Source organism: Mycobacterium sp. (genome assembly GCF_040509115.1).
Lineage (GTDB): Bacteria > Actinomycetota > Actinomycetes > Mycobacteriales > Mycobacteriaceae > Mycobacterium.
In genome coordinates this window covers 1-25,079 of record NZ_JBEVLO010000212.1, presented here as the reverse complement: position 1 = coordinate 25,079, position 25,079 = coordinate 1, and the positions used below count along the sequence as shown (strand labels likewise).

The 25,079-nt window shown below is 68.5% G+C and carries 27 protein-coding genes and 1 pseudogene; 19 read left to right on the top strand and 9 right to left on the bottom strand.

Annotation, left to right across the window (positions count from 1 at the left end; all coding sequences use genetic code 11):
• Window positions 1-44: 44 nt before the first annotated feature.
• The 6 genes and pseudogenes from ABW137_RS14815 to ABW137_RS14790 form a co-directional block, all read left to right on the top strand.
• Window positions 45-752, top strand: a pseudogene (locus tag ABW137_RS14815) (XdhC family protein); the annotation flags it as partial.
• A gap of 170 nt (window positions 753-922) precedes the next feature.
• Window positions 923-1,522 (top strand): nucleotidyltransferase family protein, encoded by a 600-nt coding sequence (locus tag ABW137_RS14810; RefSeq protein WP_526401178.1) that lies wholly within the window; start codon window positions 923-925, stop codon window positions 1,520-1,522.
• Window positions 1,522-2,403: an ATP-binding protein gene (locus ABW137_RS14805; RefSeq protein WP_526401208.1), complete on the top strand. Its 882-nt coding sequence runs from the start codon at window positions 1,522-1,524 to the stop codon at window positions 2,401-2,403. The genes ABW137_RS14810 and ABW137_RS14805 overlap by 1 nt, the downstream gene beginning before the upstream one ends.
• A 13-nt stretch (window positions 2,404-2,416) precedes the next feature.
• Window positions 2,417-3,112, top strand: a complete 696-nt coding sequence (locus ABW137_RS14800; RefSeq protein WP_526401176.1) for an SRPBCC family protein — start codon at window positions 2,417-2,419, stop codon at window positions 3,110-3,112.
• A gap of 7 nt (window positions 3,113-3,119) precedes the next feature.
• Entirely contained in the window at window positions 3,120-4,316 is a 1,197-nt protein-coding gene (locus ABW137_RS14795) for a vWA domain-containing protein (RefSeq protein WP_526401174.1), read from the top strand.
• Between the two features lie 9 nt (window positions 4,317-4,325).
• A complete protein-coding gene (locus ABW137_RS14790; RefSeq protein WP_526401172.1) occupies window positions 4,326-5,234 on the top strand; it encodes an LLM class F420-dependent oxidoreductase in 909 nt (302 codons plus the stop codon).
• On the opposite strand, the gene ABW137_RS14785 is transcribed toward ABW137_RS14790, so the two are convergent.
• Window positions 5,231-5,926, bottom strand: a complete 696-nt coding sequence (locus ABW137_RS14785; protein ID WP_526401170.1) for a VTT domain-containing protein — start codon at window positions 5,924-5,926, stop codon at window positions 5,231-5,233. The genes ABW137_RS14790 and ABW137_RS14785 overlap by 4 nt on opposite strands.
• 107 nt (window positions 5,927-6,033) lie before the next feature.
• Between ABW137_RS14785 and ABW137_RS14780 the strand changes: the two genes are divergently transcribed.
• The 3 genes from ABW137_RS14780 (at window position 6,034) to fbaA (ending at window position 8,796) form a co-directional block, all read left to right on the top strand.
• Entirely contained in the window at window positions 6,034-6,612 is a 579-nt protein-coding gene (locus ABW137_RS14780; RefSeq protein WP_526401169.1) for a DUF3558 family protein, read from the top strand.
• A gap of 66 nt (window positions 6,613-6,678) precedes the next feature.
• Window positions 6,679-7,692 (top strand): alcohol dehydrogenase catalytic domain-containing protein, encoded by a 1,014-nt coding sequence (locus ABW137_RS14775; RefSeq protein WP_526401167.1) that lies wholly within the window; start codon window positions 6,679-6,681, stop codon window positions 7,690-7,692.
• A 66-nt stretch (window positions 7,693-7,758) separates the two neighbouring features.
• On the top strand, window positions 7,759-8,796 hold the full coding sequence (fbaA, locus tag ABW137_RS14770; protein WP_526401165.1) for a class II fructose-bisphosphate aldolase: 1,038 nt from the start codon (window positions 7,759-7,761) through the stop codon (window positions 8,794-8,796).
• 13 nt (window positions 8,797-8,809) lie between these two features.
• On the opposite strand, the gene ABW137_RS14765 is transcribed toward fbaA, so the two are convergent.
• Window positions 8,810-9,592: an Rv0361 family membrane protein gene (locus ABW137_RS14765; protein ID WP_526401163.1), complete on the bottom strand. Its 783-nt coding sequence runs from the start codon at window positions 9,590-9,592 to the stop codon at window positions 8,810-8,812.
• Window positions 9,593-9,693: 101 nt separating this feature from the next.
• On the opposite strand from ABW137_RS14765, the gene ABW137_RS14760 reads away from it, so the two are divergent.
• Window positions 9,694-10,110, top strand: coding sequence for a DUF3151 family protein (locus tag ABW137_RS14760; RefSeq protein ID WP_526401161.1), 417 nt, complete (start codon window positions 9,694-9,696; stop codon window positions 10,108-10,110).
• On the opposite strand, the gene ABW137_RS14755 is transcribed toward ABW137_RS14760, so the two are convergent.
• The 4 genes from ABW137_RS14755 to ABW137_RS14740 form a co-directional block, all read right to left on the bottom strand.
• Window positions 10,107-11,876 carry an FUSC family protein gene (locus ABW137_RS14755; RefSeq protein ID WP_526401159.1) on the bottom strand — a complete coding sequence of 590 codons (1,770 nt, stop codon included), beginning with the start codon at window positions 11,874-11,876 and terminating at the stop codon, window positions 10,107-10,109. The two genes, ABW137_RS14760 and ABW137_RS14755, sit on opposite strands and share 4 nt — an antisense overlap.
• Window positions 11,877-11,917: 41 nt before the next feature.
• Complete coding sequence (locus tag ABW137_RS14750; protein ID WP_526401157.1) at window positions 11,918-12,790, bottom strand: hypothetical protein; 873 nt, start codon at window positions 12,788-12,790, stop codon at window positions 11,918-11,920.
• A gap of 44 nt (window positions 12,791-12,834) precedes the next feature.
• Window positions 12,835-13,620: a site-2 protease family protein gene (locus ABW137_RS14745; RefSeq protein WP_526401155.1), complete on the bottom strand. Its 786-nt coding sequence runs from the start codon at window positions 13,618-13,620 to the stop codon at window positions 12,835-12,837.
• A 62-nt stretch (window positions 13,621-13,682) separates the two neighbouring features.
• Window positions 13,683-14,336, bottom strand: a complete 654-nt coding sequence (locus ABW137_RS14740; RefSeq protein ID WP_526401153.1) for a peptidase M50 — start codon at window positions 14,334-14,336, stop codon at window positions 13,683-13,685.
• Between the two features lie 241 nt (window positions 14,337-14,577).
• Here ABW137_RS14740 and ABW137_RS14735 point away from each other — a divergent pair, with 241 nt between their 5' ends.
• The 3 genes from ABW137_RS14735 to ABW137_RS14725 all read left to right on the top strand — a co-directional run bounded on the left by ABW137_RS14735 (window position 14,578) and on the right by ABW137_RS14725 (window position 17,274).
• Window positions 14,578-15,870: an adenylosuccinate synthase gene (locus tag ABW137_RS14735; protein ID WP_526401151.1), complete on the top strand. Its 1,293-nt coding sequence runs from the start codon at window positions 14,578-14,580 to the stop codon at window positions 15,868-15,870.
• Window positions 15,867-16,478 (top strand): PaaI family thioesterase, encoded by a 612-nt coding sequence (locus tag ABW137_RS14730; protein WP_526401149.1) that lies wholly within the window; start codon window positions 15,867-15,869, stop codon window positions 16,476-16,478. The genes ABW137_RS14735 and ABW137_RS14730 overlap by 4 nt, the downstream gene beginning before the upstream one ends.
• Window positions 16,479-16,578: 100 nt before the next feature.
• Window positions 16,579-17,274 (top strand): hypothetical protein, encoded by a 696-nt coding sequence (locus ABW137_RS14725; protein WP_526401147.1) that lies wholly within the window; start codon window positions 16,579-16,581, stop codon window positions 17,272-17,274.
• Window positions 17,275-17,293: 19 nt separating this feature from the next.
• Here the strand turns inward: ABW137_RS14725 and ABW137_RS14720 are convergent, their stop codons facing one another.
• A complete protein-coding gene (locus ABW137_RS14720) occupies window positions 17,294-18,493 on the bottom strand; it encodes a cytochrome P450 (RefSeq protein WP_526401145.1) in 1,200 nt (399 codons plus the stop codon).
• A gap of 330 nt (window positions 18,494-18,823) precedes the next feature.
• Window positions 18,824-19,402 (bottom strand): TerD family protein, encoded by a 579-nt coding sequence (locus ABW137_RS14715; protein ID WP_526401143.1) that lies wholly within the window; start codon window positions 19,400-19,402, stop codon window positions 18,824-18,826.
• Between the two features lie 117 nt (window positions 19,403-19,519).
• Here ABW137_RS14715 and ABW137_RS14710 point away from each other — a divergent pair, with 117 nt between their 5' ends.
• Window positions 19,520-19,750, top strand: coding sequence for a hypothetical protein (locus ABW137_RS14710; protein ID WP_526401141.1), 231 nt, complete (start codon window positions 19,520-19,522; stop codon window positions 19,748-19,750).
• Here the strand turns inward: ABW137_RS14710 and ABW137_RS14705 are convergent.
• Window positions 19,747-21,342 carry a Na+/H+ antiporter gene (locus ABW137_RS14705; RefSeq protein WP_526401140.1) on the bottom strand — a complete coding sequence of 532 codons (1,596 nt, stop codon included), beginning with the start codon at window positions 21,340-21,342 and terminating at the stop codon, window positions 19,747-19,749. The two genes, ABW137_RS14710 and ABW137_RS14705, sit on opposite strands and share 4 nt — an antisense overlap.
• Window positions 21,343-21,423: 81 nt before the next feature.
• Here ABW137_RS14705 and ABW137_RS14700 point away from each other — a divergent pair, with 81 nt between their 5' ends.
• The 5 genes from ABW137_RS14700 to ABW137_RS14680 are packed head-to-tail and all read left to right on the top strand — an operon-like array spanning window position 21,424 to window position 24,980.
• Window positions 21,424-21,732: a UBP-type zinc finger domain-containing protein gene (locus ABW137_RS14700; protein WP_526401138.1), complete on the top strand. Its 309-nt coding sequence runs from the start codon at window positions 21,424-21,426 to the stop codon at window positions 21,730-21,732.
• Between the two features lie 18 nt (window positions 21,733-21,750).
• Complete coding sequence (locus ABW137_RS14695) at window positions 21,751-22,842, top strand: ATP-grasp domain-containing protein (RefSeq protein ID WP_526401136.1); 1,092 nt, start codon at window positions 21,751-21,753, stop codon at window positions 22,840-22,842.
• On the top strand, window positions 22,839-23,312 hold the full coding sequence (locus ABW137_RS14690; RefSeq protein ID WP_526401134.1) for an Rv0361 family membrane protein: 474 nt from the start codon (window positions 22,839-22,841) through the stop codon (window positions 23,310-23,312). Before ABW137_RS14695 ends, ABW137_RS14690 begins: the two co-directional genes overlap by 4 nt.
• Before the next feature lie 19 nt (window positions 23,313-23,331).
• The gene (locus tag ABW137_RS14685) at window positions 23,332-23,745 is read left to right on the top strand and encodes a rhodanese-like domain-containing protein (protein ID WP_526401132.1); all 414 of its coding nucleotides are present in this window, start codon (window positions 23,332-23,334) and stop codon (window positions 23,743-23,745) included.
• Window positions 23,742-24,980 (top strand): O-succinylhomoserine sulfhydrylase, encoded by a 1,239-nt coding sequence (locus ABW137_RS14680; RefSeq protein ID WP_526401130.1) that lies wholly within the window; start codon window positions 23,742-23,744, stop codon window positions 24,978-24,980. Before ABW137_RS14685 ends, ABW137_RS14680 begins: the two co-directional genes overlap by 4 nt.
• The last annotated feature ends 99 nt before the right edge of the window (window positions 24,981-25,079 follow it).

Here is a 25,079-nt window from a genome sequence, read left to right as displayed (position 1 = left end):
GAGCCTCCGAGGAAGAGAAGGGCAACGGGACCATGAGTGCGGCGATGACGATGTCCGAGCGCGCGGCCCAATTGGTCCGCGATCGGACGCCATTCGTGCACGCCACCGTCGTTCGAGCCCAGCAGCCGACGTCCGCGCATGCCGGTGACGAGGCAATCCTGTTGTCCGATGGCACGATCGAGGGCTTCGTGGGCGGGCAGTGCGCGCAGAACTCGGTGCGCAAGGCCGCGCTGGGAGTGCTGCAGGCGGGCGAGTGCGTCTTGCTGAGGGTGCTGCCCGACGGGGACGTGCACTTCCCCGAGGCGCCCGGGGCCTGCGTCGTCGTCAATCCGTGTCTGTCCGGCGGGGCGCTGGAGATCTTCCTGGTACCGCAGGTACCTCCGCCTCTGGTCAGGATCAGTGGGACCACACCGATCGCCGACGCGCTGGTGGCTCTCTGCGGCGGCCTGGGGTACGCCGTGGCAGGCGACGACGCCGAGCTCGATCTGGCCGAGGCCACCGCCGTGGTGATCGCCAGCCATGGTGGGCCGGAGGCCGAGTTGATCCGCGCCGCGCTGGATGCCGGGGTGGGATACATCGGCATGGTGGCCAGTCGGGTTCGCGGGGCGTCGGTGCTCGCCGCGCTCGACCTGACCGAGGAGGAACGGGCGCGCGTACACACCCCCGTCGGGTTGCCGATCGGGGCGAAGACGCCTGCCGAGATCGCCGTGTCGATCATTGCCGAGGTGATCGCGGTGATCCGCGTGCAGGGGCTGACGGCGACCGGCGGCGCTGCGCAGTCTCCTGAACAGGTCACCGACCCCGTGTGCGGGATGACCGTCGTGCTTGGGCCGTCGACCCCGCACCTGACGTTGGCTGGCGAGGACCACTGGTTCTGCAGCGTTTCCTGCCGAACGGCGTTCGCGGCCACGGGGGTGGGTTCGTGAGGTCACGCCGCGTCACCGGCGTCGTTCTGGCAGCTGGGCGTTCGAGGCGTCTCGGTTCCCCCAAGCAACTGCTCCCGTATGGCGGCACCACCCTGCTCGATGCGACGTTGGAGGTCGCCCGCCGGTGCGGGTTCGACCAGCTGATCGTGACGCTCGGCGGCGCGCTCGAACAAGTGCTGGCCGAGGTGAATCTCGGTGGCGTGGAAGCCGTCATCGCGCGGGATTTCGGTGCGGGCTGCTCAGCGTCGCTGCGGGCGGCCATCGCCCACGTCGACGCCGACGCCGACGGCATCGTCCTGCTGCTCGGGGACCAGCCGGGCATCCACCCCGACGACGTCCTCCGAGTCGTTGCGTCGTGCGGCGAAGCCGAGCTGGCAGTGTGCCGCTATTCCGACGGGGTCGGCCATCCGTTCTGGCTGGGCCGCTCGCTGTTCGAAGAGCTGGAACGACTTCGAGGAGACAAGGCCGTCTGGAAGCTAGTGGATCGGGCGAGAGCTGGAGGCAGCCTCGTCGAGGTGCCCGTCGGTGGTGCGATCCCGCTCGACGTCGACACCTGGGCGGACTACGAGCGCCTGTTGGCGTCGGTGGCGCCGTGATCGGGCCGTTCGCCGACGTCGACGACGTGGTGCGGCGCTTCGACGACGAGAATCACCTGCTCGACGATGGGACCGCCGCCGCGCTGTACCTCGCGACCACGCTGGGCCGACCTCTGCTCCTGGAGGGGGAGCCGGGTGTCGGCAAGACGACGGCGGCGAAAGTACTTGCCAAAGTCCTTGATTCGCGACTGATCCGATTGCAGTGCTACGAGGGGTTGACGGCCGCCGAGGCGCTCTACGACTGGAACCATCAGCGCCAACTGCTCAGCATCCGGCTGGCCGAGGCCAAGGGCGCCGACATCGCCGAAGCCGACCTCTACACCGAGTCGTACCTGTTGGACCGACCCATCCTTCAGTGCGTCCGCCACCGCGGGCCCACTCCGCCGGTCCTCCTGATCGACGAGATCGACCGTGCCGACGACGAATTCGAGGCGCTACTCCTCGAGTTCCTCGGCGAGGCTTCGGTGACCATCCCCGAACTCGGCACCTTCGTCGCCGAGCGCCCACCCATCACGGTGCTGACCTCCAACCGCAGCCGCGATCTGCACGACGCCCTGCGCAGGCGCTGCCTGTACCACTGGATCGACTATCCCGAGCCGAGCCGGGCCGCCGAGATCGTGCGCCGCACGGTGGCGGGTGCCACCACGCCGCTCATCGAACACGCCACCCAGTTCGTGGTCGGCGCAAGGAAGCTCGACCTCGACAAGCCGCCCGGTGTGGCCGAGACCATCGACTGGGTGTCGACGCTGGTGGCTCTCGGCGTGACGGACCTCGCCTCGGTCCGCACGCAGCGACACCTGGCCAGCCTCGGCGCGCTGGCCAAGACGCCGGACGATCGCGACCTGATGAGTGCTGCATTCGTCGAATACAGCTCGGGATGAAGGGAATCCATCAATGAAGATCGCCAATGAGTTCACCGTCAGTGCTCCGATCGAGGAGGCCTGGGATGTTCTCATCGACCTCGAGCAGGTGATTCCGTTGATGCCCGGCGCGCAGATGACCGGGCACGACGGCGACGACGTGCTCGGCAAGGTCAAGGTCAAGGTGGGCCCGGTGACGAGCGAGTTCAGTGGCAAGGTCCACTTCGTGGAGCGGGACCGAGAACAACGACGAGCCGTCATCGATGCCAAGGGCAAGGAGGCTCGCGGCACCGGCAACGCGGCGGCCACGGTGACCGCCGTGCTGCACGACGCCGGCGAGCAGACGCGCGTCACCGTCGACACCGACCTCAAGATCGTCGGCAAGCTTGCGCAGTTCGGAAGCGGTATGTTGCAACAGGTCTCGGAGAAGCTGCTGGGCCAATTCGTCGAATCGCTCGAGGCCAAACTCGCCACCGACCACACCCCCGTGAGCGCGTCGACCGAGCCGCAAGCGTCGCCAGCCGAGGCGCCACGGCCCGTCATCGCGGCGGCCGCCCCCGAGCCGGCCCCCATCGACCTGTTGGAGTTGGCGGGTGGTACCGCGCTGAAGAGGTACGCGCCGTTGGTGCTTGGCGCTTTCGCGGCGGCCGCGGCGCTGTTCGTGCTGGGCAGGATGGCGCTGGGCAGGATGGCGCTGGGCAGGCGAGGAGCGGGCGGCCGGAGCAGGTGACTGTGAGGTGACGGCCCCGCTGCTGCTCCGAGGCGTCGACCGAGCGGCGCTCGCGGTCGCGCTGGTGGCGAAGCTGCGTGCCGCCGGTGTCACGGTATCGGCCAGTGGCCCAGCGGCTTTCGTCGCAGCGCTGGACCACTTGGGACCGCGGTCCCGGCGCGAGTTGTACTGGGCGGCGCGGTTGACGCTGGTGAACCGCGCGGAGGATCTGGCGAGTTTCGATGCCGTGATCTCGGCGTTGTTCGACGACGCCGTGGCCGGGCTTGATCCGCCGAGTCGGAAGTCGAGTCTGGGCCGTGCCGCGGCTTCGGTGCCCGGAGCGGACCGGGCGAGGGGCGGCACGCTGGAAGGTAGCGGGCTGCCATGGGCCACCCGGCCCCGCTCGATCACCGCGGCCGCGGCCATGGCGGGTGACGACGCCGTCCGCGTGCCTGACACCTTGCCCAGTCGGTTACTGGCCAGGGCTGACGAGGCCTTCGAGGAGTTCGACGACGATGACCTTCGCATCATCGGAACGTGGCTCGAACACGCCTCCGCGCACTGGCCGCGGCGTCGCAGCATGCGCAGGGAGCCCAGTGTGCGCGGCACTCGGGTCGACCTGCGCCAGACCATGCGGGCGTCGCGGACCACGGGCTGGGAGGTGTTGCGGCTCATCCGAACTCGCAGGCGCCGCCATCCCCGTCGAGTGGTCCTGCTGTGCGACGTCAGCCGGTCGATGCAGCCCTACGCGACGATCTACCTGCACCTGATGCGTGCAGCCGCCGTACGGCGGACCGCTCTGACTCCCGAGGTGTTCGCCTTCTCGACGTCGCTCACTCGGCTGACGCCGGTGCTGGCGCATCGCTCGGCGGAGGTTGCGCTGGCCAGGGCCAACGCCAAGGTGACCGACCGCTACGGCGGAACCCACCTGGGCCGGAGCCTGGCCGCCCTGCTGGCGGGCCCGCACGGCAGTGCGGTGCGGGGAGCGGTGGTGATCATCGCCTCGGACGGTTGGGACGGCGATCCGCCGGAGGTGCTCGATGCGGCGATGGCGCGGTTGCGGCGGCGCGCCGGACTCATCGTCTGGCTCAATCCGCGTGCCGCGGCCGATGGCTATCGACCACTGGCGGGTTCGATGGCCTGCGCCCTGCCGTACTGCGACGTCTTCATGCCGGCTCACTCGATGACCGGGCTGCGTGAGTTGTTCGATGCGCTAAGCGTTTAGCATCGGTCCGTGACCACTGCCGAACGCGCCCCCGTCGACTTCCCCGCCAAGATCGGCGTTTGGTGGGCCAGCGAGACCTGGGCGATGCCCGATGCCCAGGACGTGGCCAAGGAGATCGAGGCCCTCGGCTTCGGGTCGCTGTTCATCCCCGAGATCGGCTTCAAGGACGCGCTGGTGGAATCGGCGGCCTTCCTGTCGGCCACCGAGCGGCTGGTCGTCGGCACCGGGATCGCCAACATCCACGTCCGCGTGCCGTCGACGGCGGAAGTCGGCGGCCGCACCATCAGCGCCCTGCACCCGAGGCGCTTCGTGCTCGGGCTCGGCGTCAGCCACGCCCCACTGGTCGAGGGCAACATGGGCGGCGCGTACGCCAAGCCGCTGGCCACGATGCGGGCATACCTGGAGAAGATGACGGCCGTCCCCGACGCGTTCGAGCCAGGAGCGGGACGTCCGGTGCGTCTACTCGCGGCGTTGGGTCCCAAGATGATCGAGCTGTCGGGTACCGACGCCGACGGTGCCCATCCCTACCTGGTGCTGCCCGAGCAGACCGAGGTCACCAGGAGGATCGTCGGACCGGACAAGTGGGTGGTGTCCGAACAGGCCGTCGCCGTCGGGGGTACCCCTGAGGAGCAGTTGCAGTGGGCGCATGCCCACCTGGAGGCCTACAGCGGGCTGCCGAACTACCGGAACTCCTGGCTCCGGCAGGGCTTCGAGGAGTCCGATCTGGTGCGCGGCGGCTCCGACCGACTCGCCAAGGGTCTGGTCGGGATGGGATCGGTCGACGACGCGGTCGCCGCGGTGCGCGGGCATCTCGATGCGGGCGCGGATCACGTCGTCATTCAGGTGCTCGGCGACAACCCGGCAGGCGATCCTCGGCCGGCGTTGCGCACGCTGGCAGAGGCACTCGAACTCGGCTAGGGCGATTCGGGGACGGTTTCGCCGACCGCCCCGCCCGCCCGCTTTGCGGCCTTGCGGCGCTTGTACCACTCCCAGATGATCGGGGCGATGGACGCGAGCACGATCACGATGAAGATGGGCTCGAGCAGCTTCTGGATGATCTCGAACTGGCCCAGCCAGTATCCGAGCAGCGTGAGCCCGACTCCCCACACCACGGCGCCGATGATGTTGAACAGTGTGAACACGCCGTAGTTCATCCTCGCGGCACCCGCGGTGATCGGCACCAGGGTTCGCACGATCGGGACGAACCTGCCGAGGACGATCGCGAACGGCCCGCGCTCCTCGAAGAACAGGTGCGCCTCGTCGAGGTACTTCTGCTTGAGGACGCGGTTCGTCGGCTTGAACATCGACGTGCCGACGCTGCGGCCGATCCAATACCCGACCTGGCTGCCGAGAACGGCGGCGATCGGGATGAACACCAGCAGCTGCCACAGATGGAAGTTGGTCTCGACGGCATCGGTCTGGGCCGCCGTCCCCGCCGCGAGCATGCCCGCGACGAACAGCAGTGAATCGCCGGGCAGGACTGGGAACAGCACGCCCGACTCGATGAAGACGACGACGAGAAGGCCCACCAGAGCCCAGGTGCCGAAGTACCCGAGCAGCGTCAGCGGATCCAGGAAATCCGGCATCAGGGCGAGGTTGGTGGTGGTCATGGCTTGTAAAGATACCGGTGCCCGGCTGAGGTCCCGCTGAGACGAGTTGGCCGCTGGGTAGGGAAAGACCCGATTGATTCGGCGTTCGGGTCCTCTACCGTCGAACGATGGATGCTATGCGGGCGCGCACGCTCGGCACTGGTCTTCTGGCCGCCCTATGCCTGCTGTTCACCGGCTGCTCGCCCAGCGAGCCGTCCACGGCGACCCCCGAGGGCGACGGGGCGGTGGGCACGTCGACCGATGCAGCCGCCACGGAGACCTCAGCCGCCACCGACACCGCCAGCGACGCGGCGGCCGACGCCGTGGACACCTGCGCGCTGCTGTCGAAGGAGGAGGTGGGCGCCTTGATCGGCGCCGTCGTCGACGGGGTGCCGAACGGCGTCGACGCGCGAACGGGGTGCGTCTGGGAGAACCCCGACACCTATGAATCGGTGACCGTGGACATCGGCTCGCCAGGCACCGCGTCGGACAACACCCTTCCTCCGCTCGGTGAGCCGGGCTTCCCGGAGATCGAGAGCACTCCAGGACCGAACGGCACCCGGGTGGTCGCGGGCGCGGTCGAGTTCGCGGCCGCCAACCGCTACAACTCCGTCCAGGTGGCGACGCCGACGACGATGTCGTCGGATCAGTCCATCGCCGCGGCGATGGACCTCATCGCGAAGATCACCCCACAGATTCCCGAATAACAGATCCCCGAACAACAGATCCCCGACTCGCGGCGGGGGCCGCACCGTCCTGGATAGGCTTGAGCGATGTCCACTCACAAGGCCATTCATGTCGCAGAAGCAGGCGGTTCGCTGACCCTCGCCGAGGTGGAGACCACCTCGCCGCCCCGGGATCACGTGCGCATCGCCGTGGTCGCCTGCGGTGTCTGCGGCACGGACCGCGAGTTCTACGCGGGCAACTTCCCCGGATTGTCGTGGCCGCTGACCCTTGGCCACGAGATCGCGGGCACCGTGGCGGAGGTCGGCGACGGCGTGCAGGACTTCGCGGTGGGCGACCGCGTGGAGGTTGGCTGGTTCGGCGGCAACTGCAACCGATGCGTGCCCTGCCGCAAGGGCCACTTCATGCAGTGCGAGCGCCTACAGGTGCCCAGCTGGCACTACCCGGGCGGCTACGCGGAGTCGGTGACGGTGCCCGCGACGGCGCTCGCCCGCATCCCGGAGGGGCTGACGTTCGTCGAGGCGGCCCCGCTGGGCTGCGCGGGTGTGACGGTGTTCAACGGGCTGCGCAGAACGCGCGCCAAGGCTGGGGACCTCGTCGCGGTTCTCGGCATCGGTGGGCTTGGCCACCTCGGGGTTCAGTTCGCCAGGGCGATGGGCTTCGAGACCGTGGCGATCGCCCGCGGCGAGGAGCGGGGGGACGCCGCCAAGGAACTCGGCGCCCACCACTACATCGATTCGAACGCGTCCGACGTCGCCGCGGAACTGAAGCGGCTGGGCGGGGCGACCGTCGTGCTCGCGACGGCGGCGGCCTCCAAGGCGATGGCGGCCACGGTCGGGGGTCTGGGGCCGGAGGGTGAGCTGGTGACCGTCGGGGTCACCCCGGAGCCGCTACCGGTCAGCCCGCTCGACCTCATCAATTCCGGGCTGTCGGTGACGGGCCACCCGTCGGGGACCTCGCGCGACGTGGAGGAGACCATGCACTTCGCAGTGCAGTCCGGCGTCCGCGCCGTCATCGAGGAGGTGCCGCTGGCTCGAGCCGCCGAGGGCTTCGAAACCATGAAATCCGGCAAGGCGCACTACCGGGTGGTTCTGACGGTCTGACTGTTCCCGCCGCCCAAAGACTTGAGATACTTGCCCCGACTGCCGCACCGCCGAGAGGAAAATGCCATGCCCATCGCTACTCCCGAGGTCTACGCCGAAATGCTCGGCCGCGCCAAGGAGCACTCGTTCGCGTTCCCGGCCATCAACTGCGTGGGTTCGGAGTCGGTCAACGCCGCGATCAAGGGCTTCGCCGATGCCGGGAGTGACGGCATCATCCAGTTCTCCACGGGCGGAGCCGAATTCGCGTCCGGTCTCGGAGTCAAGGACATGGTGACCGGCGCGGTCGCGTTGGCCGAGTTCGCCCACGTGGTGGCCGCCAGGTATGACGTCACCGTCGCGCTGCACACCGATCACTGCCCCAAGGACAAACTGGACGCCTACGTCCGACCGCTGCTGGCCATCTCGGCCGAGCGGGTCGCCAAGGGCCAGAACCCGCTGTTCCAGTCGCACATGTGGGACGGCTCGGCCGTGCCGATCGACGAGAACCTGGAGATCGGCAAGGAGCTACTCAAGCTCGCGGCCGAGGCCAAGATCGTCCTGGAGGTGGAGATCGGTGTCGTCGGCGGTGAGGAGGACGGCGTCGAGGCCGAGATCAACGACAAGCTCTACACCTCGGCCGAGGACTTCGAGAAGACCATCGACGCCCTCGGCGCCGGTGAGCACGGCCGCTACCTGCTGGCCGCCACGTTCGGCAACGTGCACGGGGTCTACAAGCCGGGCAACGTGAAGCTGCGCCCGGAGGTGCTAGCCGAGGGGCAGAAGGTCGCCGCGGCGAAGCTGGGTTTGGGCGCGGACGCCCAGCCGTTCGACTTCGTGTTCCACGGCGGGTCGGGATCGTTGAAGTCCGAGATCGAGGACTCGCTGAAGTACGGCGTGGTGAAGATGAACGTCGACACCGACACGCAGTATGCGTTCACCCGGCCGTTGGCGGGGCACATGTTCGCCAACTACGACGGGGTGCTCAAGATCGACGGCGAGGTCGGTAACAAGAAGGTCTACGACCCGCGCAGTTACCTGAAGAAGGCCGAAGCCTCGATGTCCGAGCGCGTCGTGGAGGCCTGCAACGACCTGCACAGCAGCGGCCGCTCGGTCTCCGCGGGCTAGCGGTTTCGCCCGCTTACTGGGGTGCTTGGCAGATCTTCCACTGTTCGTCGCGGAACTCCAGATCGAAGCTCCGCGTCGAGCGGGTGGACGGGTCGAAGGCCATGAACGTCGTGACGTTCGCCTCGGCGTGGTTGTCGTGCACCACCACCTGATCGATCTTGGCGACGATGGGGTACTGCTCGGCGGCGTGCACGCGGGCATGGGTGTCGGCCCACTGCTTCTCCGGGTACTTGTTGTATCCGGCCGCCGTGTCACCGCACGTGATGGTGCGCAACGTGGCCAGGTCGCCGTTCTGAATGGCGGTGTCGAAGTTCTGGATCGTGGCGCGGACCAGGTCTTCCTGGGATGCCACGGGCGCCTCGTCCTTGGTCAGTAGCACGGTGGCGAGGATGGCGACCGCTGCCAGCGCGGCGATGACGAGAACCAGGGCGATGACCCATCCCCAGCTACGCCGACGCGCTGGCTTCGGAGGGTCCGTTCGGCCCGGAATCACTTGGGGCGCAACGGGTCCCGCTTGGTTGATCGGTCCGGTGTTGGCGCCGGCGGCGGCCGCGCCCGCGGGGGCCTCCGACGCCGACATGATCTCGGTCGCCGGCTCCGGGGCAGTCTCGATGATCTGCGTCTTGCCCGCGTCGAACCCGGACGGGGCCGTGAACCTGCGCTCGGGCTCCGCCTCGGCGTCCCCGCTCCCAGCGGGCTCGGCCGCGCTGAAGACCTCGGTCTCCGGCGCGGTCTCCTCGGGTGCGTCATTCACGACCGGCTCCTGGGAATCGTCCGGCCCCGATGGGTTCGACATCCGTTGTTCAGTCCTCCCTGGCGACTACCGCAGAGCTTATCCACCCTCGCCATCGCATGCCTGGAGGCGATCGCGTGAGACCCGCACGGCACAATAGGCGAATGACTCACATGGGAGATCTGCTGGGGCCCGATCCGGTGCGACTTCCCGGGGACCCCGAGGCCGAGGAGGAACTGGCCGCGGGCGAGAACCCGGCGATCGTGGCCGCGGCGAACCCGTCGGCGTCGATCGCGTGGGCGACGCTGGCCGAGCAGGCGTTGGCCGACGACAAGGCCGTCACTGCGTACGCGTACGCCAGGACCGGTTACCACCGCGGCCTGGATCAGCTCCGCCGCAACGGGTGGAAGGGCTTCGGTCCGGTGCCCTACTCGCACGAGCCCAACCGTGGCTTCCTGCGGTGCGTGGCCGCCCTTGCTCGGGCGGCGGACGCCATCGGCGAGACCGACGAGTATGCGCGGTGCCTCGACCTGCTCGACGATTGCGATCCGGCGGCGCGGGTCGCCCTCGGCCTCGTTTAACGGACGTTCTGCTGGAGCGCCGCGCGCAGCACGGCGACGTCGGCGGTCAGGCCGGCCGGGGCGTCGGGCACCTCGGGTGGCGCGGCGCCGGCACGCACGGCCTGTGCAAGCCCGCGCAACTGGTCGCCGTACCCGGTCGCCGCGTCGGCGGTCAGCAGCGGATCGCAGCCACGTCCGTCCATCGCCCAGCACACGGCGATCGTGGCGTAGGCGAGGCGCTCGGCGGCCAGCACCACCGGCTCCAGACGGCGGGCGATCTCCCGCAGTGGCGCGGACCCCGCGGCTGCGGCATCGGCGGCGTCCCGTAGGTCGATCGCGGCCACCTGCAGGTCCCGGCGCGCGGTGCGCGCAGCCAGGGTTCCGGTGTCCCCGGCGAAGTGCGGCGAGACGGCTGCTGCGGCGGCCACGGTGTCGGCGACGGAGTCGCTGAGCCGGGTGGCTTCCTGGAACCGGATCGCGACGAGGAATACCGCGATGCCGACCGCACAGCCCACCAACGTATCGCTGCCCCTGGCCAGCAGCAGGTCGCCGATGTCCACCCGGTGGGTTCCGGTCGAGATCGTCAGCGCGGCCGCGGTGATGAACACCGACGCCAGCCGGTAGTTGCGGGTCACCAGCATCTCGATGACGAACTGGAAGCCGGCCACGACGATGGCCAGCCACCACCCCTGCGGGTGCAGCAGCAGCACGCCGCCCGCGAGGATCAGCCCCACCCAGGTGCCCGAGAGGCGGTCGGCGCCGCGGCGCAGCGTTCCGCTGCGGTCGGAGCCCTGGTGCAGCACCAACACCGCGGCGGCGATCGCCCAGTAGGCGTGCCCGATCCCGAGCAGCGTCGCGGCGGCGCCTGCCACGGGTGCGGCGATCGCGACGCGCACCATCACGTGGCGGATGTGGGATCCGGGTCGTAGGGCGTGCAGGAGCAGGGCCGACGAGCGCGGTCGGCCCAGTGGCGTCCGGTCCGGGTCGCGTGGCGGGACGGCTTCGGGCGGCTGCTTCAGGGTGCCGAGCAGGCGGGCCATCGCGGCGGCGTCCGCGGAGGGGCCGTGATGCGGGGCGGTGGACGGGGAGTCCGGGGCGGCGGCCAGGGAGTCGGCGAACAGTACGTGCAGGGCATGGGTGGTCGCACGCAGCCGCTGCAGCGTGTCGTCTCCGAGCCGGTCGACGGGTTGAAACGCGATCAGGACGTTCCACGCTCGGTGCAGGGCGGTCGCGGCGCGGTGTCGTGCCGCCGATTCCTCCGGTGACCCGACCGCGTCGAGGTAGTCCGCGACCGCGGCGCCCGCCGCCGCGACCGCTGCGCGTTCGGGGCGCCGGAGGTCGCGAAGTGCGCCCGCCATCTGGACGAGCCACGCCACCGCGCCACCGGCCAGAACGAGCGCGCCGATCTGCCAGGGCGCCAGCCGAGACGCCGAGACGCCGACGCCCGCCGCACACGCCAGCGCAAAGACGTAGGCGCCGGGCGGCCCCACCGCCAGTGCGTGGCACAACCACACCGCCGCAACGGCCACCGCCGACACCACGATCACCCCGACCCAGGGCACCGGGGCCGCCCAAGAGCCGACGCTCACCGCGGCGGCCAACGCCACCGCGACCACACCGAGTTGTGCGCCGCGGTTCAGGTAGGGGCGGTCCCCACCGAACCGTGCCGTGAACGCGCCGAGGGTGGCGATGAGGCCGGCCCCGACGTTTCCCGTTGCCGAGCCGACCACGATGGGGATCGCCGTGCTGATGGCTGCGCGCAGGGCGATCGGCCATCGCGGATTCAATGGTCTTGTCGCTGGTCTTGTCGCTGGTTTTATCGCTGGTTCTATCGCTCGTCGAGTCGGTCGACCTGCGCGTTGAACAGATCCACCAGATCGCGGGTGTTGAAGTCGGTGTCGTCGGCCGAACTCCACGCCTCGACGTAGATGCCGCGGTAGTAGCCGCCGATCACGTTGTTGCCACCGCTGGAGTCGCCGTTCTCGAAGGTCAGGGTCTCCGCGATCGCCCACGACGGGATCCCGCCGAGGTGCAGCGCGCGGACTTCGTAGGAGCTGTCTTGGCCACGCAACGGCTTGCCGTCGCATTCGTTCAGCGCGGACTTGAGATCGGGTCGGACGTCGTCGATTTGGAGGTACACGGCCACCACCGAGCTGTCGGAGGTGACTCTGGCGGAGACGGTTTCCCGCGCCTCGGGGTAGCCGACGAGGTATTCGCATGCGGTCGGGCTGACGTCGACCGGTTCGTAGTCGGGGTTGCGGTCCACGGGTTCGACCGAGAACTCCCCGTCGGGCAGGGCGGGAAAGTCGACCTTCGGCAGGGTCATCGCCGAGGTGAGTGCCGTGATGTCGGGCTTGCGGTTCACCAGGACCACGGTCGTGGTCGCGGCCGCCGCGACGACGAGGACGACGAATACGACGAGGATCCACACCCACGCCCGTGACTTGCGTTGCGGCGGTGGGTAATACGGAGGTGGGGGCGCGGGGTAGCCGGCTGGTGGGTAGCTGGCCGGTGGGTAGCTGGGTTGTGGGTAGCTGGGCGGGGAGTAGTCGGGTTGCGTGTACCCGTAGGCCGGGTCGGGCCCGTAGCCGTAGGCGGGGTCGTAACCACCCTGCGCACCCTGCCCGTATCCGCCTTGCCCGTATCCGCCTTGGCCGCCCTGCCAACCGGGCTCCGGCCCGTACGGGTATGGCGAATTCATGTCGTGAGGCTACTGCGTGCCGCGCCGGGAAGCAGACGTTGGACTCAGAACCACGCGGACCAGAAGCGCGTTAGCTGACCACCCGCCGACACCAGGAAGCTCGACACCCCGGACAGGTCGAAGAACCAGTAGACGATGGAGAAGAACCCCTGGTTCAGGAACGGCACGACCAGCAGCAGGATCAGGATGAGGAAGCCCCACTGCTTGACCGGGTGCAGCTGGCGTTGGGTATCGGGGCTGAGGTGCGGTTCCAGAGCGCCGTAGCCGTCAAGCCCGGGAATGGGCAGCAGATTGAGGATGACGGCGGTGACCTGGAGGAAGCCGAGGAACGCCACGCCTGCCCAGAACACGAAGTGGTCGGTGTCGTCAGCGAAGATCCGGGCCAGCATCAGCAGCACGACCGCAAGGACCACGTTCGCGAACGGTCCCGCGAGATTCACGATCGTCTTCTGCCCCTTGGTCATCCACGACGTGCGGACGTACACCGCCCCGCCGGGCAGACCGATTCCGCCGAGGGCGATGAACAGCACTGGCAGCCCGAGCGACAGCATCGGGTTGGAGTACTTCAGCGGATTGAGCGTCAGGTAGCCCCGGATCTCCACGTCGTGGTCGCCGAACCGCCACGCGGTGTACGCGTGGCCGAACTCGTGCAGGCACAGCGACACCAGCCAGCCGAACACCACGAAGAGGAACACGCCGACGTAGGCCAGCGGAGCGCTGCGGTCGAATCCCACCTGCCAGGCGATCACCCCGCCGATGGCGGTGATCGCGACGATCGCCAGGAAGATCGGGCTCGGGCGAACCGATTGGCGGATCGGGCGGACGTTCACGACACGAAACTACCGTGACGCGCCTGGATGCTCTCCGCGCAAGCGCTCATCGGCCTGACCGATCAGCGAACCGACAGCCAGCCCTTGGTGTTGCGGTAGAACGTCGAGCGCCGCGCCGCCTTGCCGATCGGCACACCGTCGCGCACCACCAGGGCTCCCGTCGTGCCGAGTTGAGCCGCCCGGCCCGTGACCCAGCGTCGCGGGCGCATCCGGCTGGTGAACACGCTGGCGCGCAGACCAGGCGCGTCCGCCATCGGTTCGACCCGGACGCCCGCGACCTGCCCGTCGAACAAGAGCACGTCGTCGACCACCGCTTCGCCGGTAATGGTTCGCGACGACTCGTCGGGCGGGAGCCACAAGGCCGCTTCGGTGATGACCGTCCCCGTCTCGTCGCGGATCAGCGGGACGCGGCGAGCGTCTGCGGTCCGCGCCCTCCGCGCCTGCCAGGGCTGGCGGACGAAGCCGACCTCGACGTCGAGGCGGTCCGCGCGCAGCAGCCGGGACAGCACGGAGGAGAGGTCGCGCTGGGTGCCGACCACGACGAGGCGGCGGGCCTCGATGGTCGCATCGACGTCGGTGGGCGCGGCGACGTCGACGATGGGCAGGTCAGCCAGTGCACGCGGCACCCGTCGGTCACCGAAGCGCAGCACGACGACTTGTGCGCTGATGTCGCCCTCGCCTCCGCATCGATGCCGGATCCCGCCGGATGCGGTCAATCTGCCGGTGAGCGCGGCGACGTGTCAAGCCGCCCCGTCGGAGTCCTTCGGAGTCATTGCCGTCCAACCGGTTTGCGTGATGCGCAGAGCAGGGCCGACCTCGGCGCCACGCCGGGCTCGACCAGCTGGAGACGGCCGCTGGCGACAGGAGGTACGTCCCGCAAACGGCGGGGGATCAGGTCAGATAGGGTATGTGCCCGGCTGCACCAAAGTCTTGATGCACGTGAGCGGGAGAGTACGCATGCCGGCAATCGTCCTCATCGGCGCCCAGTGGGGCGACGAGGGCAAGGGAAAGGCCACCGATTTGCTCGGTGGTCGCGTCCAATGGGTCGTCCGCTACCAGGGAGGGAACAACGCCGGTCACACCGTCGTCCTGCCGGGGGGCGAGAACTTCGCATTGCACCTCATACCGTCGGGGATTCTGACCCCCGGCGTCACCAACGTCATCGGCAACGGGGTCGTCGTCGATCCAGGGGTCCTGCTCACGGAGCTCAAGGGCCTCGAAGACCGGGGCGTCGACACCTCGCGACTGTTGATCTCCGCGGACGCGCATCTGCTGATGCCGTACCACGTGGCGATCGACAAGGTCACCGAGCGCTACATGGGCAGCAAGAAGATCGGCACCACCGGTCGCGGCATCGGCCCGTGCTACCAGGACAAGATCGCGCGCATCGGCATCCGCGTCGCCGACGTGCTCGACCCCGATTCACTGTCTCAAAAGATCGACGCCGCACTGGAGTTCAAGAACCAGGTGCTCGTCAAGATCTACAACCGCAAGGCGCTGGACCCGCACGAGGTCCGCGATGCGCTGCTGACCCAGGCCGAGGGTTTCAAGCACCGGATCGCCGATGCCAGGTTGCTGCTCAACGAGGCCCTCGAAGGTGGCGAGACGGTCCTGTTGGAGGGGTCGCAAGGCACTTTGCTGGACGTCGACCACGGCACGTATCCGTTCGTCACCTCGTCCAATCCGACGGCGGGCGGGGCGGCCGTCGGCTCGGGCATCGGGCCGACCCGCATCACCACCGTCCTCGGGATCCTCAAGGCGTACACCACGCGCGTCGGATCGGGTCCCTTCCCGACCGAGTTGTTCGACGAATTCGGCGCCTACCTCTCCAAGACGGGTGGCGAGGTCGGCGTGACGACCGGCCGGGCCCGCCGCTGTGGATGGTTCGACGCCGTCATCGCCCGGTACGCCACCCGGGTCAACGGGATCACCGACTACTTCCTCACCAAGCTCGACGTGCTGTCCAGCCTGGAGACGGTGCCGATCTGCGTCGGTTACACAGTGGACGGCAAGCGCACCGACGAGATGCCGATGACCCAGAGCGACATCGCCAAGGCGGTGCCGGTCTACGAGGAGATGCCCGGGTGGTGGGAGGACATCTCCGCAGCGCGGGAGTTCGACGATCTGCCCGCCAAGGCACGCGACTACGTGTTACGGCTGGAAGAGCTTGCCGGCGCACATGTTTCGTGCATCGGCGTCGGTCCTGGTCGCGAGCAGACCATCGTGCGCCGCGACATCCTCGCCCCGTGAGCGAGGACGACCAGCACGGCGGGTTTCCCGTCTTCGAGCCGGCGTCCCCAGGACCGGGGTTCGGGGCGTTCCTTTCGGCGATGCGCCGGCTGCAGGATCTCGCGGTGTCGGCCGATCCGGACGGCGACACCTGGGTGGACGCGGCTGCCCGCGTCGACGAGCTGGTCAAGCTGCTCGAGGACTTCGAAGCGCCGGAGGGGGTCGGCCCCGCCAGCCGCATGCCCGACCTGCCCGGCTCCGGCAGCCTGCTGATGCCGCCCTACCGCATCGGCCGGTTCGAGGCGGACGGCGTCGAACTCGAGGTGGCGTTCAGCCGCTTTCACGTCGGCGGAAACATGGCGGTGCACGGCGGCGTGCTGCCGCTGCTGTTCGACTCGGTCTTCGGGATGGTCATCCACGCCGCGGGGCGCCCGATCAGCCGAACCGCGTTCCTCCACGTGGACTACCGCAACGTGACGCCTATCGACACGCCCCTGACGGCGCGGGGCTGGATCAACTCGACCGACGGGCGCAAGGCCTTCGTCAATGCCGAACTGCATCGTCCGGACGGCACGCTGTGCGCCGAGGCGAACGGATTGATGATCCGGCTGCTTCCTGGCCAGCCCTGAGCGCCGCACCGCACGTCGCCGGAGACCGCGCTTCGCCGCAGATTCGCGGTCTCGCGTCGGTTCGAGGGGATTTACGAGGCCGCTCTGTCACCATGGCGCGGTGAGCCAACACGCCGCCGAGCGCCACCTTCGCAAACTGTCGACTCCCCGTGCGGCGGGGGTGGCCGGCGTGCTGTTCGCGGTGTTGTTCGCGACGGTCCTGGTGCTGATTCGCCTGACCCTGCCAGAGCATCCCGAGGTCGGCGCGCAGTGGGTCGAGTCCGGCCGCGCGAGGATCCGGGTCGCGGCCATCCTGATGCCGTTCTCGGGCATCACCTTCCTCTGGTTCATCGGCGTCGTGCGTGACGGTTTCGGCCGCTTGGAGGACAGGTTCTTCGCGTCGGTCTTCCTCGGCAGTGGGCTGCTGTTCCTGGCGATGATGTTCGTCGCGACCGCGGTCGGCGTTGCGCTCTCGGCGAGTCATTCGTTCACGGCCGACGCCAGCGCGCACGCCGACGTCGTCGCGTTCGGGCAGATGATGATGAACGCGCTGACCAAGACCTACGCCCTACGCATGGCGGCGGTGTTCATGATGTCGCTGGCCACCATCTGGCTCAAGACGGGGTTGATGCCGCGCTGGCTGGTACTGGCGACCTACGCGGTGGCCGTCGCGCTGCTGATCTCGGCCGACATCAGCATGTGGATCACGCTGGCCTTCCCGCTGTGGGTGCTGGTGGTCAGCCTGATGGTGCTGGTCCGCGCAGGCGTCATCGACCTGCACCACGACGGTGCGCACGAGGCGCCGTCGCCCCGGTGACCGCCGCCCGCCGGGCAGCTCACCAGGTCACTGCCAACGACTTCAATCCGTAGATGAAGTGAAACGAGCGGAATCGAACGTCGTCGAAGTCTTCGGCGAGCGCCAGGTTCGGGAAGCGGCGCAGCAGTGCGGGCCAGGCGATCCGCATCTCCATCCGCGCCAGCGGCGCGCCGAGGCAGTGGTGCACCCCGTGACCAAAGGCCAGATGGCCCGGAGCTCCACGACGGATGTCGAGAACGTCTGGGGCGTCGGCGAATTCGGGATCGCGGTTACCCGACGGCAGCGATGCGAAGACCAGTTGACCCGCGGGGATCGGCACCCCGGCCACCTCGACGTCCGCGGTGGTGATCCGCGGAATCGAGGTGTGCACGATGGACAACCACCGCAGCAGCTCCTCGGTCGCAGGGCCGATGGCGTCGGGGTCGTCGCGCACGGCGGCGAGCTGATCTGGATGACGCAACAGCGCAAGGGTTCCCAGTCCCAACATGTTCGACGTGGTCTCGTGGCCCGCGAGGAGCAGCAGGCTGGCGATGCCGATGAGCTCGTCGTCGGTCAGGTCGTCGCCGTGCTCGCGGACCAGCATGCCGAGGATGTCCTCGCCGGGTTGCGCGCGGGCGCGGTCGACCAGTGACTGCATGTACGCGCGGCCCTGGCGTTGCAGCTCGAACCGCTCGGGGATGGGGATCTGCAGGTCGAGTTGGCGGGCGGACCTCGATTGGAAGTCGGCCCGGTCCTCGTAGGGGACGCCGAGCAGTTCACAGATCACCAGCGACGGGATGGGCAGTGCGAACAACGCCACCAGATCGGCGGGCGGTCCGGCAGCCTCCATCGCGTCGAGGTGTTGGTCGACGATCTCGGTGATCCGCGGTTGGAGCCGCCTGATCCGGCGGATGGTGAACTCGGGGGTCAGCATGCGGCGCAGTCGTTGATGCTCGGGCGGGTCAAGGCCCAATAGGTTGCCCGCCCTGGCGCTGGCCTGCTCCTCCTCAGGCATCACCGGCGCACCCGGGATGACGAAACCCGGTGGCCGCGCGTTGGAGAAGTGCGCGTGGTCGGACAAGATGTACTTGACGTCGTCGTGCCGGGTGACGAGGTACACCTGCATGCCGAACGCGTTGACCACCGTCCGGACGCCCGTGGTCGCGCGGATCTCGGCAAGCTCGGGAGTGGGATCGAATCCGTCGCGGCGCATGTGCACCGGCGGAAGGGCAGTGGTCATGCATTCGACGGTACCTACCGAATCGAGGGGCGGCACGAACGACGATGATCGTTCGTGCCCTTCGAGGGTTCGGTGAATAAGGCCGTCGGCCTCGAAGGTGACGCGTGGCTCCGGCACGCGAACCCGGGTGCGCGCGGGCGGTGTGGGACGAGAGGCATTGGGGGACAAGGCAAGGAAGTCCGCCACCGATGCGGTGAAGTTCGTCGACACCGCCTTGCCGGGGCTGTCGAGCAGGTCGAGGATTGATCGTGCGCGCCCGTCGAACGTGAATGGGGCAGTGAGCTTTTCGGCTTGCCCGATCGAGACGTCGTCCAGGTGCGCGCCCGGGGATCAGCCGACGTTGACGCCGTAGTCGCGCGCGATGCCGCCGAGTCCCGACGCGTAGCCCTGGCCGATCGCCCGGAACTTCCACTCGCCGTCGCGGCGGTACAGCTCGCCGAAGATCATCGCCGTCTCCGTCGACGCGTCCTCGGACAGGTCGTAGCGAGCCAGTTCCACACCCGTCTTGCTGTCGACGACGCGGATGAAGGCGTTGGAGACCTGGCCGAAGCTCTGTCTGCGATTGTCGGCGTCGTGGATCGAGACGGGGAAGAAGATCTTGGTGACGGTGGGCGGTACGGCCGCCAGGTCGACGTTGATCACCTCGTCGTCACCGTCCCCCGCGCCGTCGAGGTTGTCGCCGGTGTGCTCGATCGAGCCGTCGGGCGACCTCAGGTTGTTGTAGAACACGAAGTGCAGATCGGACAGCACCTTGTCGTTGTCCCCGCAGGCGATGGCACTGGCGTCGAGGTCGTAGTCCGCGCCCGTGGTGGCGCGCACGTCCCAGCCCAGTCCTACGCTCACCGCCACCAGGTTGGGGGCCTGCTTCGAGAGCGAGACGTTGCCGCCCTTGGCCAGACTGACGCTCATGCCGATGCCTTTCGCGAACTCTTGACGTGGCGGACTGGGTGCCCCGCTGGGATCGAGCGTAGACGCCGAACCTGGCCGGTGTCATCGCCTCGAATGTCGTGCGGCGCCGAATGCGCAGTGCCGCAGGGTGATGCCGATCTGGGTGAGCACGATCAGCGGCAGCGCACCCCGAGCACGCAGAACACCCAGCCGCCGAGGCCGATGGCGGCCAGCGTGCTGCACCGTCACGCCGACCAGGATGAGCGGCCGGGGGCCCTGCGCGAGGTGGCCTCGGAGTCGGACCGGGCCACGCAAATATTCGCCAAGCAGAACGGCCTTGTTCGCCAACGAGTTTCGGGGCCCAATTAGTCGCGGTTCAGCGTCGCCTCTTCCAGATCCAGGCCGCGCAGGACCGATCGGAGGACTTCGTCGTCGATCCGGCCCGCGTCCCGCTCTTCGATGAACGTCTCGCGCTCGGCCTTGAGCATCTCCAGGCGTAGCCGCTTGAACGCCGCGGCGGGACCCTCGCCGAGCTCCTCGTCGCTGCGCCCCAGTTGCTCCCACGCCGAGTTCCTTCGGCGATCGTTCCAGTGACGCAGCACGGTCGCGGCCCGTTCGTGGACGTCGGAACCCGCCTTCTGCTTGGACAACAGCTCGTCGAGTCGATCCGCGGCCGCCTGCGCCGCCTTGGTCTGCGCCGCGGCCTCGTCGAGCGCATCCTTCTGGAGGTCGTCGCTCTGCACGTCGAGCACCTTGATGATCCACGGCAGGGTGAGGCCATGCAGCAGCAGTGTTCCGACGACGACGACGAACGTCAGGAACACCAGCTGGGGACGCCCGGGAAACTCGTCGCCGGACAGCGTGGTGGTCGGCACCGCGAACGCCGCGGCCAGCGACACCACCCCGCGCATCCCCGCCCATGCGACGACGAACACCTGCGCGGGCGTCGGCCGCTCCTCGCGCTCGCGGATCCGCCTTGAGAGTTTCCTCGGCACGTACGACATCGTGAACACCCAGACGATGCGGACGACGATCACCGTCGCGAGCACCGCCACCGACGCGATGGCCAGCACCGAGGCCGAGATCCCCTCCAGCTCGCCGACGACGGTCGGCAGCTGCAACCCGATGAGCAGGAACGCGAATGACTCCAGGACGAATTGCAGCGTCTTCCACACGGCGGTGTCCTGCAGGCGGGTGGCGTAGCTGGCTCGGCTGGAACGCTGGCCGAGGATCAGTGCGGCCACGACGACGGCGATCACGCCGGAGCCGTGCACCTCCTCGGCGAGAAGGTAGATGAAGAACGGCGCCACCAGCCCGATGGCGCTCTCGACGAGGGAGTCGCCAAGCCAGTTGCGGACGTAGACGATCACCGACCCCATCAGTCCGCCGACCACGACACCGCCGACGGCGGCGAGTAAGAACGTGAACGTGGCGGTGCCCCAGGTTGCCGCGGTGCCGATGGCCGCGGCGAGGGCGACCTTGTAGGCCGTCAGCGCGGTTGCGTCGTTGAGCAGGCTCTCACCGCCAAGCAGCGTCATGATCTGGCGAGGCAGGCCGAGCCTGCGGCCGATGGCGGTGGCCGACACCGCGTCGGGCGGCGCGACGATCGCGCCGAGTGTCAGGGCCGCGGCGACCGTCAGCTCGGGCACCGTGTGATAGGCGACGACGCCCACCGCGAACGTGGAGGCGAGCGGCAGCCCGACTGCCAACAGGCCGATCCTGCGGGTGTTCTTGCGGAGCGCGACGTAGCTGCTCTCCAGGCCCGCGGACCACAGCAGCGGCGGCAGGATGACGAACAGCACCAACTCGGGCTCGAGTTCAATGCCGTCCACCCCGGGGATCAAACCGGCCAGCAGCCCGGCGACGACCAGCGCCAGTGGACCCGACACGTCGTATCGCCGCGCGATGCCGGCAAGGATCACCGACACCACCAGGACTACGAGCAAGGACGCACCACCCACGCTGCTGACCCTTTCCGTCTTGAACCGGTCTTGGACCCGCCTCGTCGCTGGACGGGACGGTGACCGCCCTATCCTTGACCCATGCGCAGGAGAACGCGACGGGGCGAAGAGAATTCCCCACCCCGGACGTGTGAGCACCTCGCGGAGTTCGCCGACGCGGCCGAGCCCGAACCCCTGACACCGGGTCGCTGCCAGGAATGCGAGGAACTGGGCGAGAGTACGTGGTCGCACTTGAGGATGTGCATGACGTGCGGACACGTCGGCTGCTGCGACTCCAGCCCGCATCAGCACGCCAACCGGCACTTCCATCAGACCGACCACCCGGTGATGCGGTCGGTCGAACCGGGTGAGAGCTGGCGCTGGTGCTACGTCGACGTTCGATTGGGTTGATGGCAGGGTGGACTCTCGATGACTGAAGTCACCGCAGGGCGGGTCCTGCTCCTCGGTACCGGCGCGGGCCGAGAGCTGTCGGCGACGTTCGAGCGTCTCGGTGTCTCCTCGGTGCACGTCGAGGACTACGCCGACGTCGATGCGGTCGCCGCCCTTGTCGACGAGCACCGACCGGACTACGTCGTGGCGCTCTCGCCCGACGTGCCCGCCGACGCGTTGGTCGCCGCTGCCGAACGCGACTCCGTCGAGGTGTTCCCGACCCCACGCGCCGTACGCCTCGGCGTCGACCACGAGGGTTTGCGACGACTCGCAGCCGATGAACTCGGACTCCCGACGGTGCCGTTCTGGTTCGCCTCGTCGGCCGAGGAACTCGCCGCGGTCGCAAGCCACGCCGGCTTCCCGCTGATCGTCACGCCGTTGACGGGGAAGGTTGCCGACGGCCAGTCGGTGCTCACCAGGCTCGACGACGTCGAACCGGCGTGGCGGCGCGCCGTTGCGGCCGTGCCGATGCTCCCCAACCAGGTGATGGCCGAGACGGTGGTCGACGTGGACGACGTCGTCACCCTGCTGACCGTGAGGACCATCGAGCCGTCGGGGCCCGCCGTGCAGTTCTGTGAGCCGATCGGGCATCGACGGGCGGCCGACGGCGCGCCCCTGGAGACGTGGCAGCCGCAGCAGCTGTCGCCTGCGGCGCTTGGCGCGGCCCGCTCCATCGCCGCCCGCATCGTGCATTCCCTTGGCGGCCGCGGGCTGTTCGCCGTCGAACTCCTGATTCGCGGCGACGAGGTGTACTTCAACACCGTCAAGGCCGGACCGGTGGACGTCGGTCTGTTGACCCTTCGGTCCCAACGGCTTTCGCAGTACGAGCTGCACGCCAGGTCGATTCTCGGGCTGTCGGTCGACACCATCATGATCTCGCCCGCCGCGGCCGAAGTGGGAACGCAGACGACGATCGCCGCTAAGGCGCTGACCGAGGCGTTGATCGTGCCCGAGAGCGACGTCCGGCTGACCGATGGTGTGTCAGTCGCGTTGGCAACGGCGCCGGACGTGGTCCGTGCCCGCGATCGCGCGCACCGGATATCGACCGAACTGCACGAGCTCGGGTCGTGACCGACGCGGCGAAGGAGCCCGACGACGCACGCGCCGACCCCATGCCGGAGCAAGCGCCCGAACGGCCGACCATGGCGCCGTTTCTCGGCGCGCTGGCGATCATCGTGCTCGTCGTGATTGGAATCGTGCTGTTCAACGTCTTCGGCACGCAGCAGACGACGTCCGGGGACCAGGTGGCGAGGGCGGCCGTCGGTCAGAACGACGCGTTGCAGCGTCAGGACTACGGCGCGTTCCAGGAGTTCACCTGTCGCGGCGATCACGACACGGAGGGCGGGGTTCTGGCACGCCAGCGCGATGTGGTGGCCAAGAAGGGCGAGCGCACCCTCGACGACGTGACCCAGATTCAGATCGATGGCGACAGGGCATCGGCAACCGTCACCTACCACTTCGCGAACACCCCGGACGACAAGTCCGACGTGCCGGTGCGCTTCGTCCAGGAGGACGGGGCGTGGAGGGTTTGCTCCAAATAGATGTGGGACACTCGCGATCGTGAGCTATGCGGGAGACATCACGCCCCAGGAGGCGTGGAAGCTGTTGGTCGACGATCCCGAGGCCGTCCTGGTCGACTGTCGTACCGAGGCGGAATGGCGTTTCGTCGGCGTCCCCGACACCTCGTCGCTGCGCCGTGACGTCGTCTACATCGAATGGAACCGGACCGACGGCACGCGCAACGAGGGCTTCGTCGACGATCTGGTGGCTGCTGGCGTGACGCCAGGCGAGCGGCCCGTCGTCTTCCTGTGTCGCTCGGGCAACCGGTCGATCGGCGCGGCCGAGGCAGCCACGGAGGCGGGCATTGCGCCGTCGTACAACGTGCTCGACGGCTTCGAGGGCAACCTCGACGACCAGGGGCACCGCGGGGGGACGGGCTGGAAGGCCATCGGGCTGCCGTGGAGGCAGTCGTGACCGATCCCACCGACGGCGATCCCACCGATGAGGTGCCCTCGGTGCGCATCCCGAAGCCGTTGCCCGACGGGGTCGGCCAGGCGACCATCGGCGTGCGGGGCGGGTTGCTGCGGTCGGGCTTCGACGAGACCTCGGAGGCGATGTACCTGACGTCCGGGTACGTGTACTCCTCTGCCGCCAACGCCGAGAAGGCGTTCACCGGTGAGATCGACCGTTTCGTCTATTCGCGGTACGGCAACCCGACGATCTCGATGTTCGAGGAGCGGTTGCGGCTGATCGAGGATGCGCCGGCATGTTTCGCAACGGCTACGGGGATGGCCGCCGTGTTCACCTCGCTGGGTGCCCTCCTGGGAGCCGGTGACCGACTGGTGGCCGCCCGCAGTCTCTTTGGGTCCTGCTTCGTGGTGTGCAACGAGATCCTTCCCCGCTGGGGCGTTGAGACGGTGTTCGTCGACGGTGAGGATCTCTCGCAGTGGGAGGAGGCGCTGTCGGTTCCCACCCAGGCCGTCTTCTTCGAGACGCCGTCCAACCCCATGCAGTCGCTGGTCGACATCGCCGCGGTGTGCGACCTCGCGCACGCAGCGGGAGCAAAGGTGGTGCTGGACAACGTCTTCGCCACTCCGCTTCTGCAACAAGGCCTTCCGCTTGGCGCCGACGTGGTCGTGTACTCGGGCACCAAGCACATCGACGGCCAGGGTCGTGTCCTCGGCGGCGCGATCCTCGGTGACAAGGAGTACATCGACGGTCCCGTGCAGAAGCTGATGCGGCACACCGGGCCCGCGATGAGCGCCTTCAACGCGTGGACGATGCTCAAGGGCCTCGAGACGCTCGCGGTGCGGGTGGACTACTCGAACCGGTCGGCGCAGCAGGTGGCCGAATTCCTCGAGGGACACTCGGGGGTGTCGTGGGTGAAGTACCCGTTCCTCGAGTCGCACCCGCAGCACGATCTCGCCAAGCGTCAGATGCGCGGCGGCGGAACGGTCGTCACGTTCGAACTGGCCGGCGGCACCAAGGAGCGGGCGTTCGAGGTGCTCGACAAGCTTCAGGTCATCGACATCTCGAACAACCTCGGCGATGCAAAGTCGTTGATCACCCACCCGGCCACCACCACCCATCGCGCGATGGGTCCGGAGGGTCGCGCTGCGATCGGGCTCGGTGACGGGGTGGTGCGGATCTCGGTCGGGTTGGAAGGAACCGAGGATCTGATCAACGATCTGGACCAGGCGCTGGGCTAGGTGTCGAGAAAGACTTCTGCGCACGCGAGGAGCAGAAAAACGGAAGCCAAGCGAGCGCGTCGCGACAAGCGGCGGGCCACGCGCGACACGAACTGGATT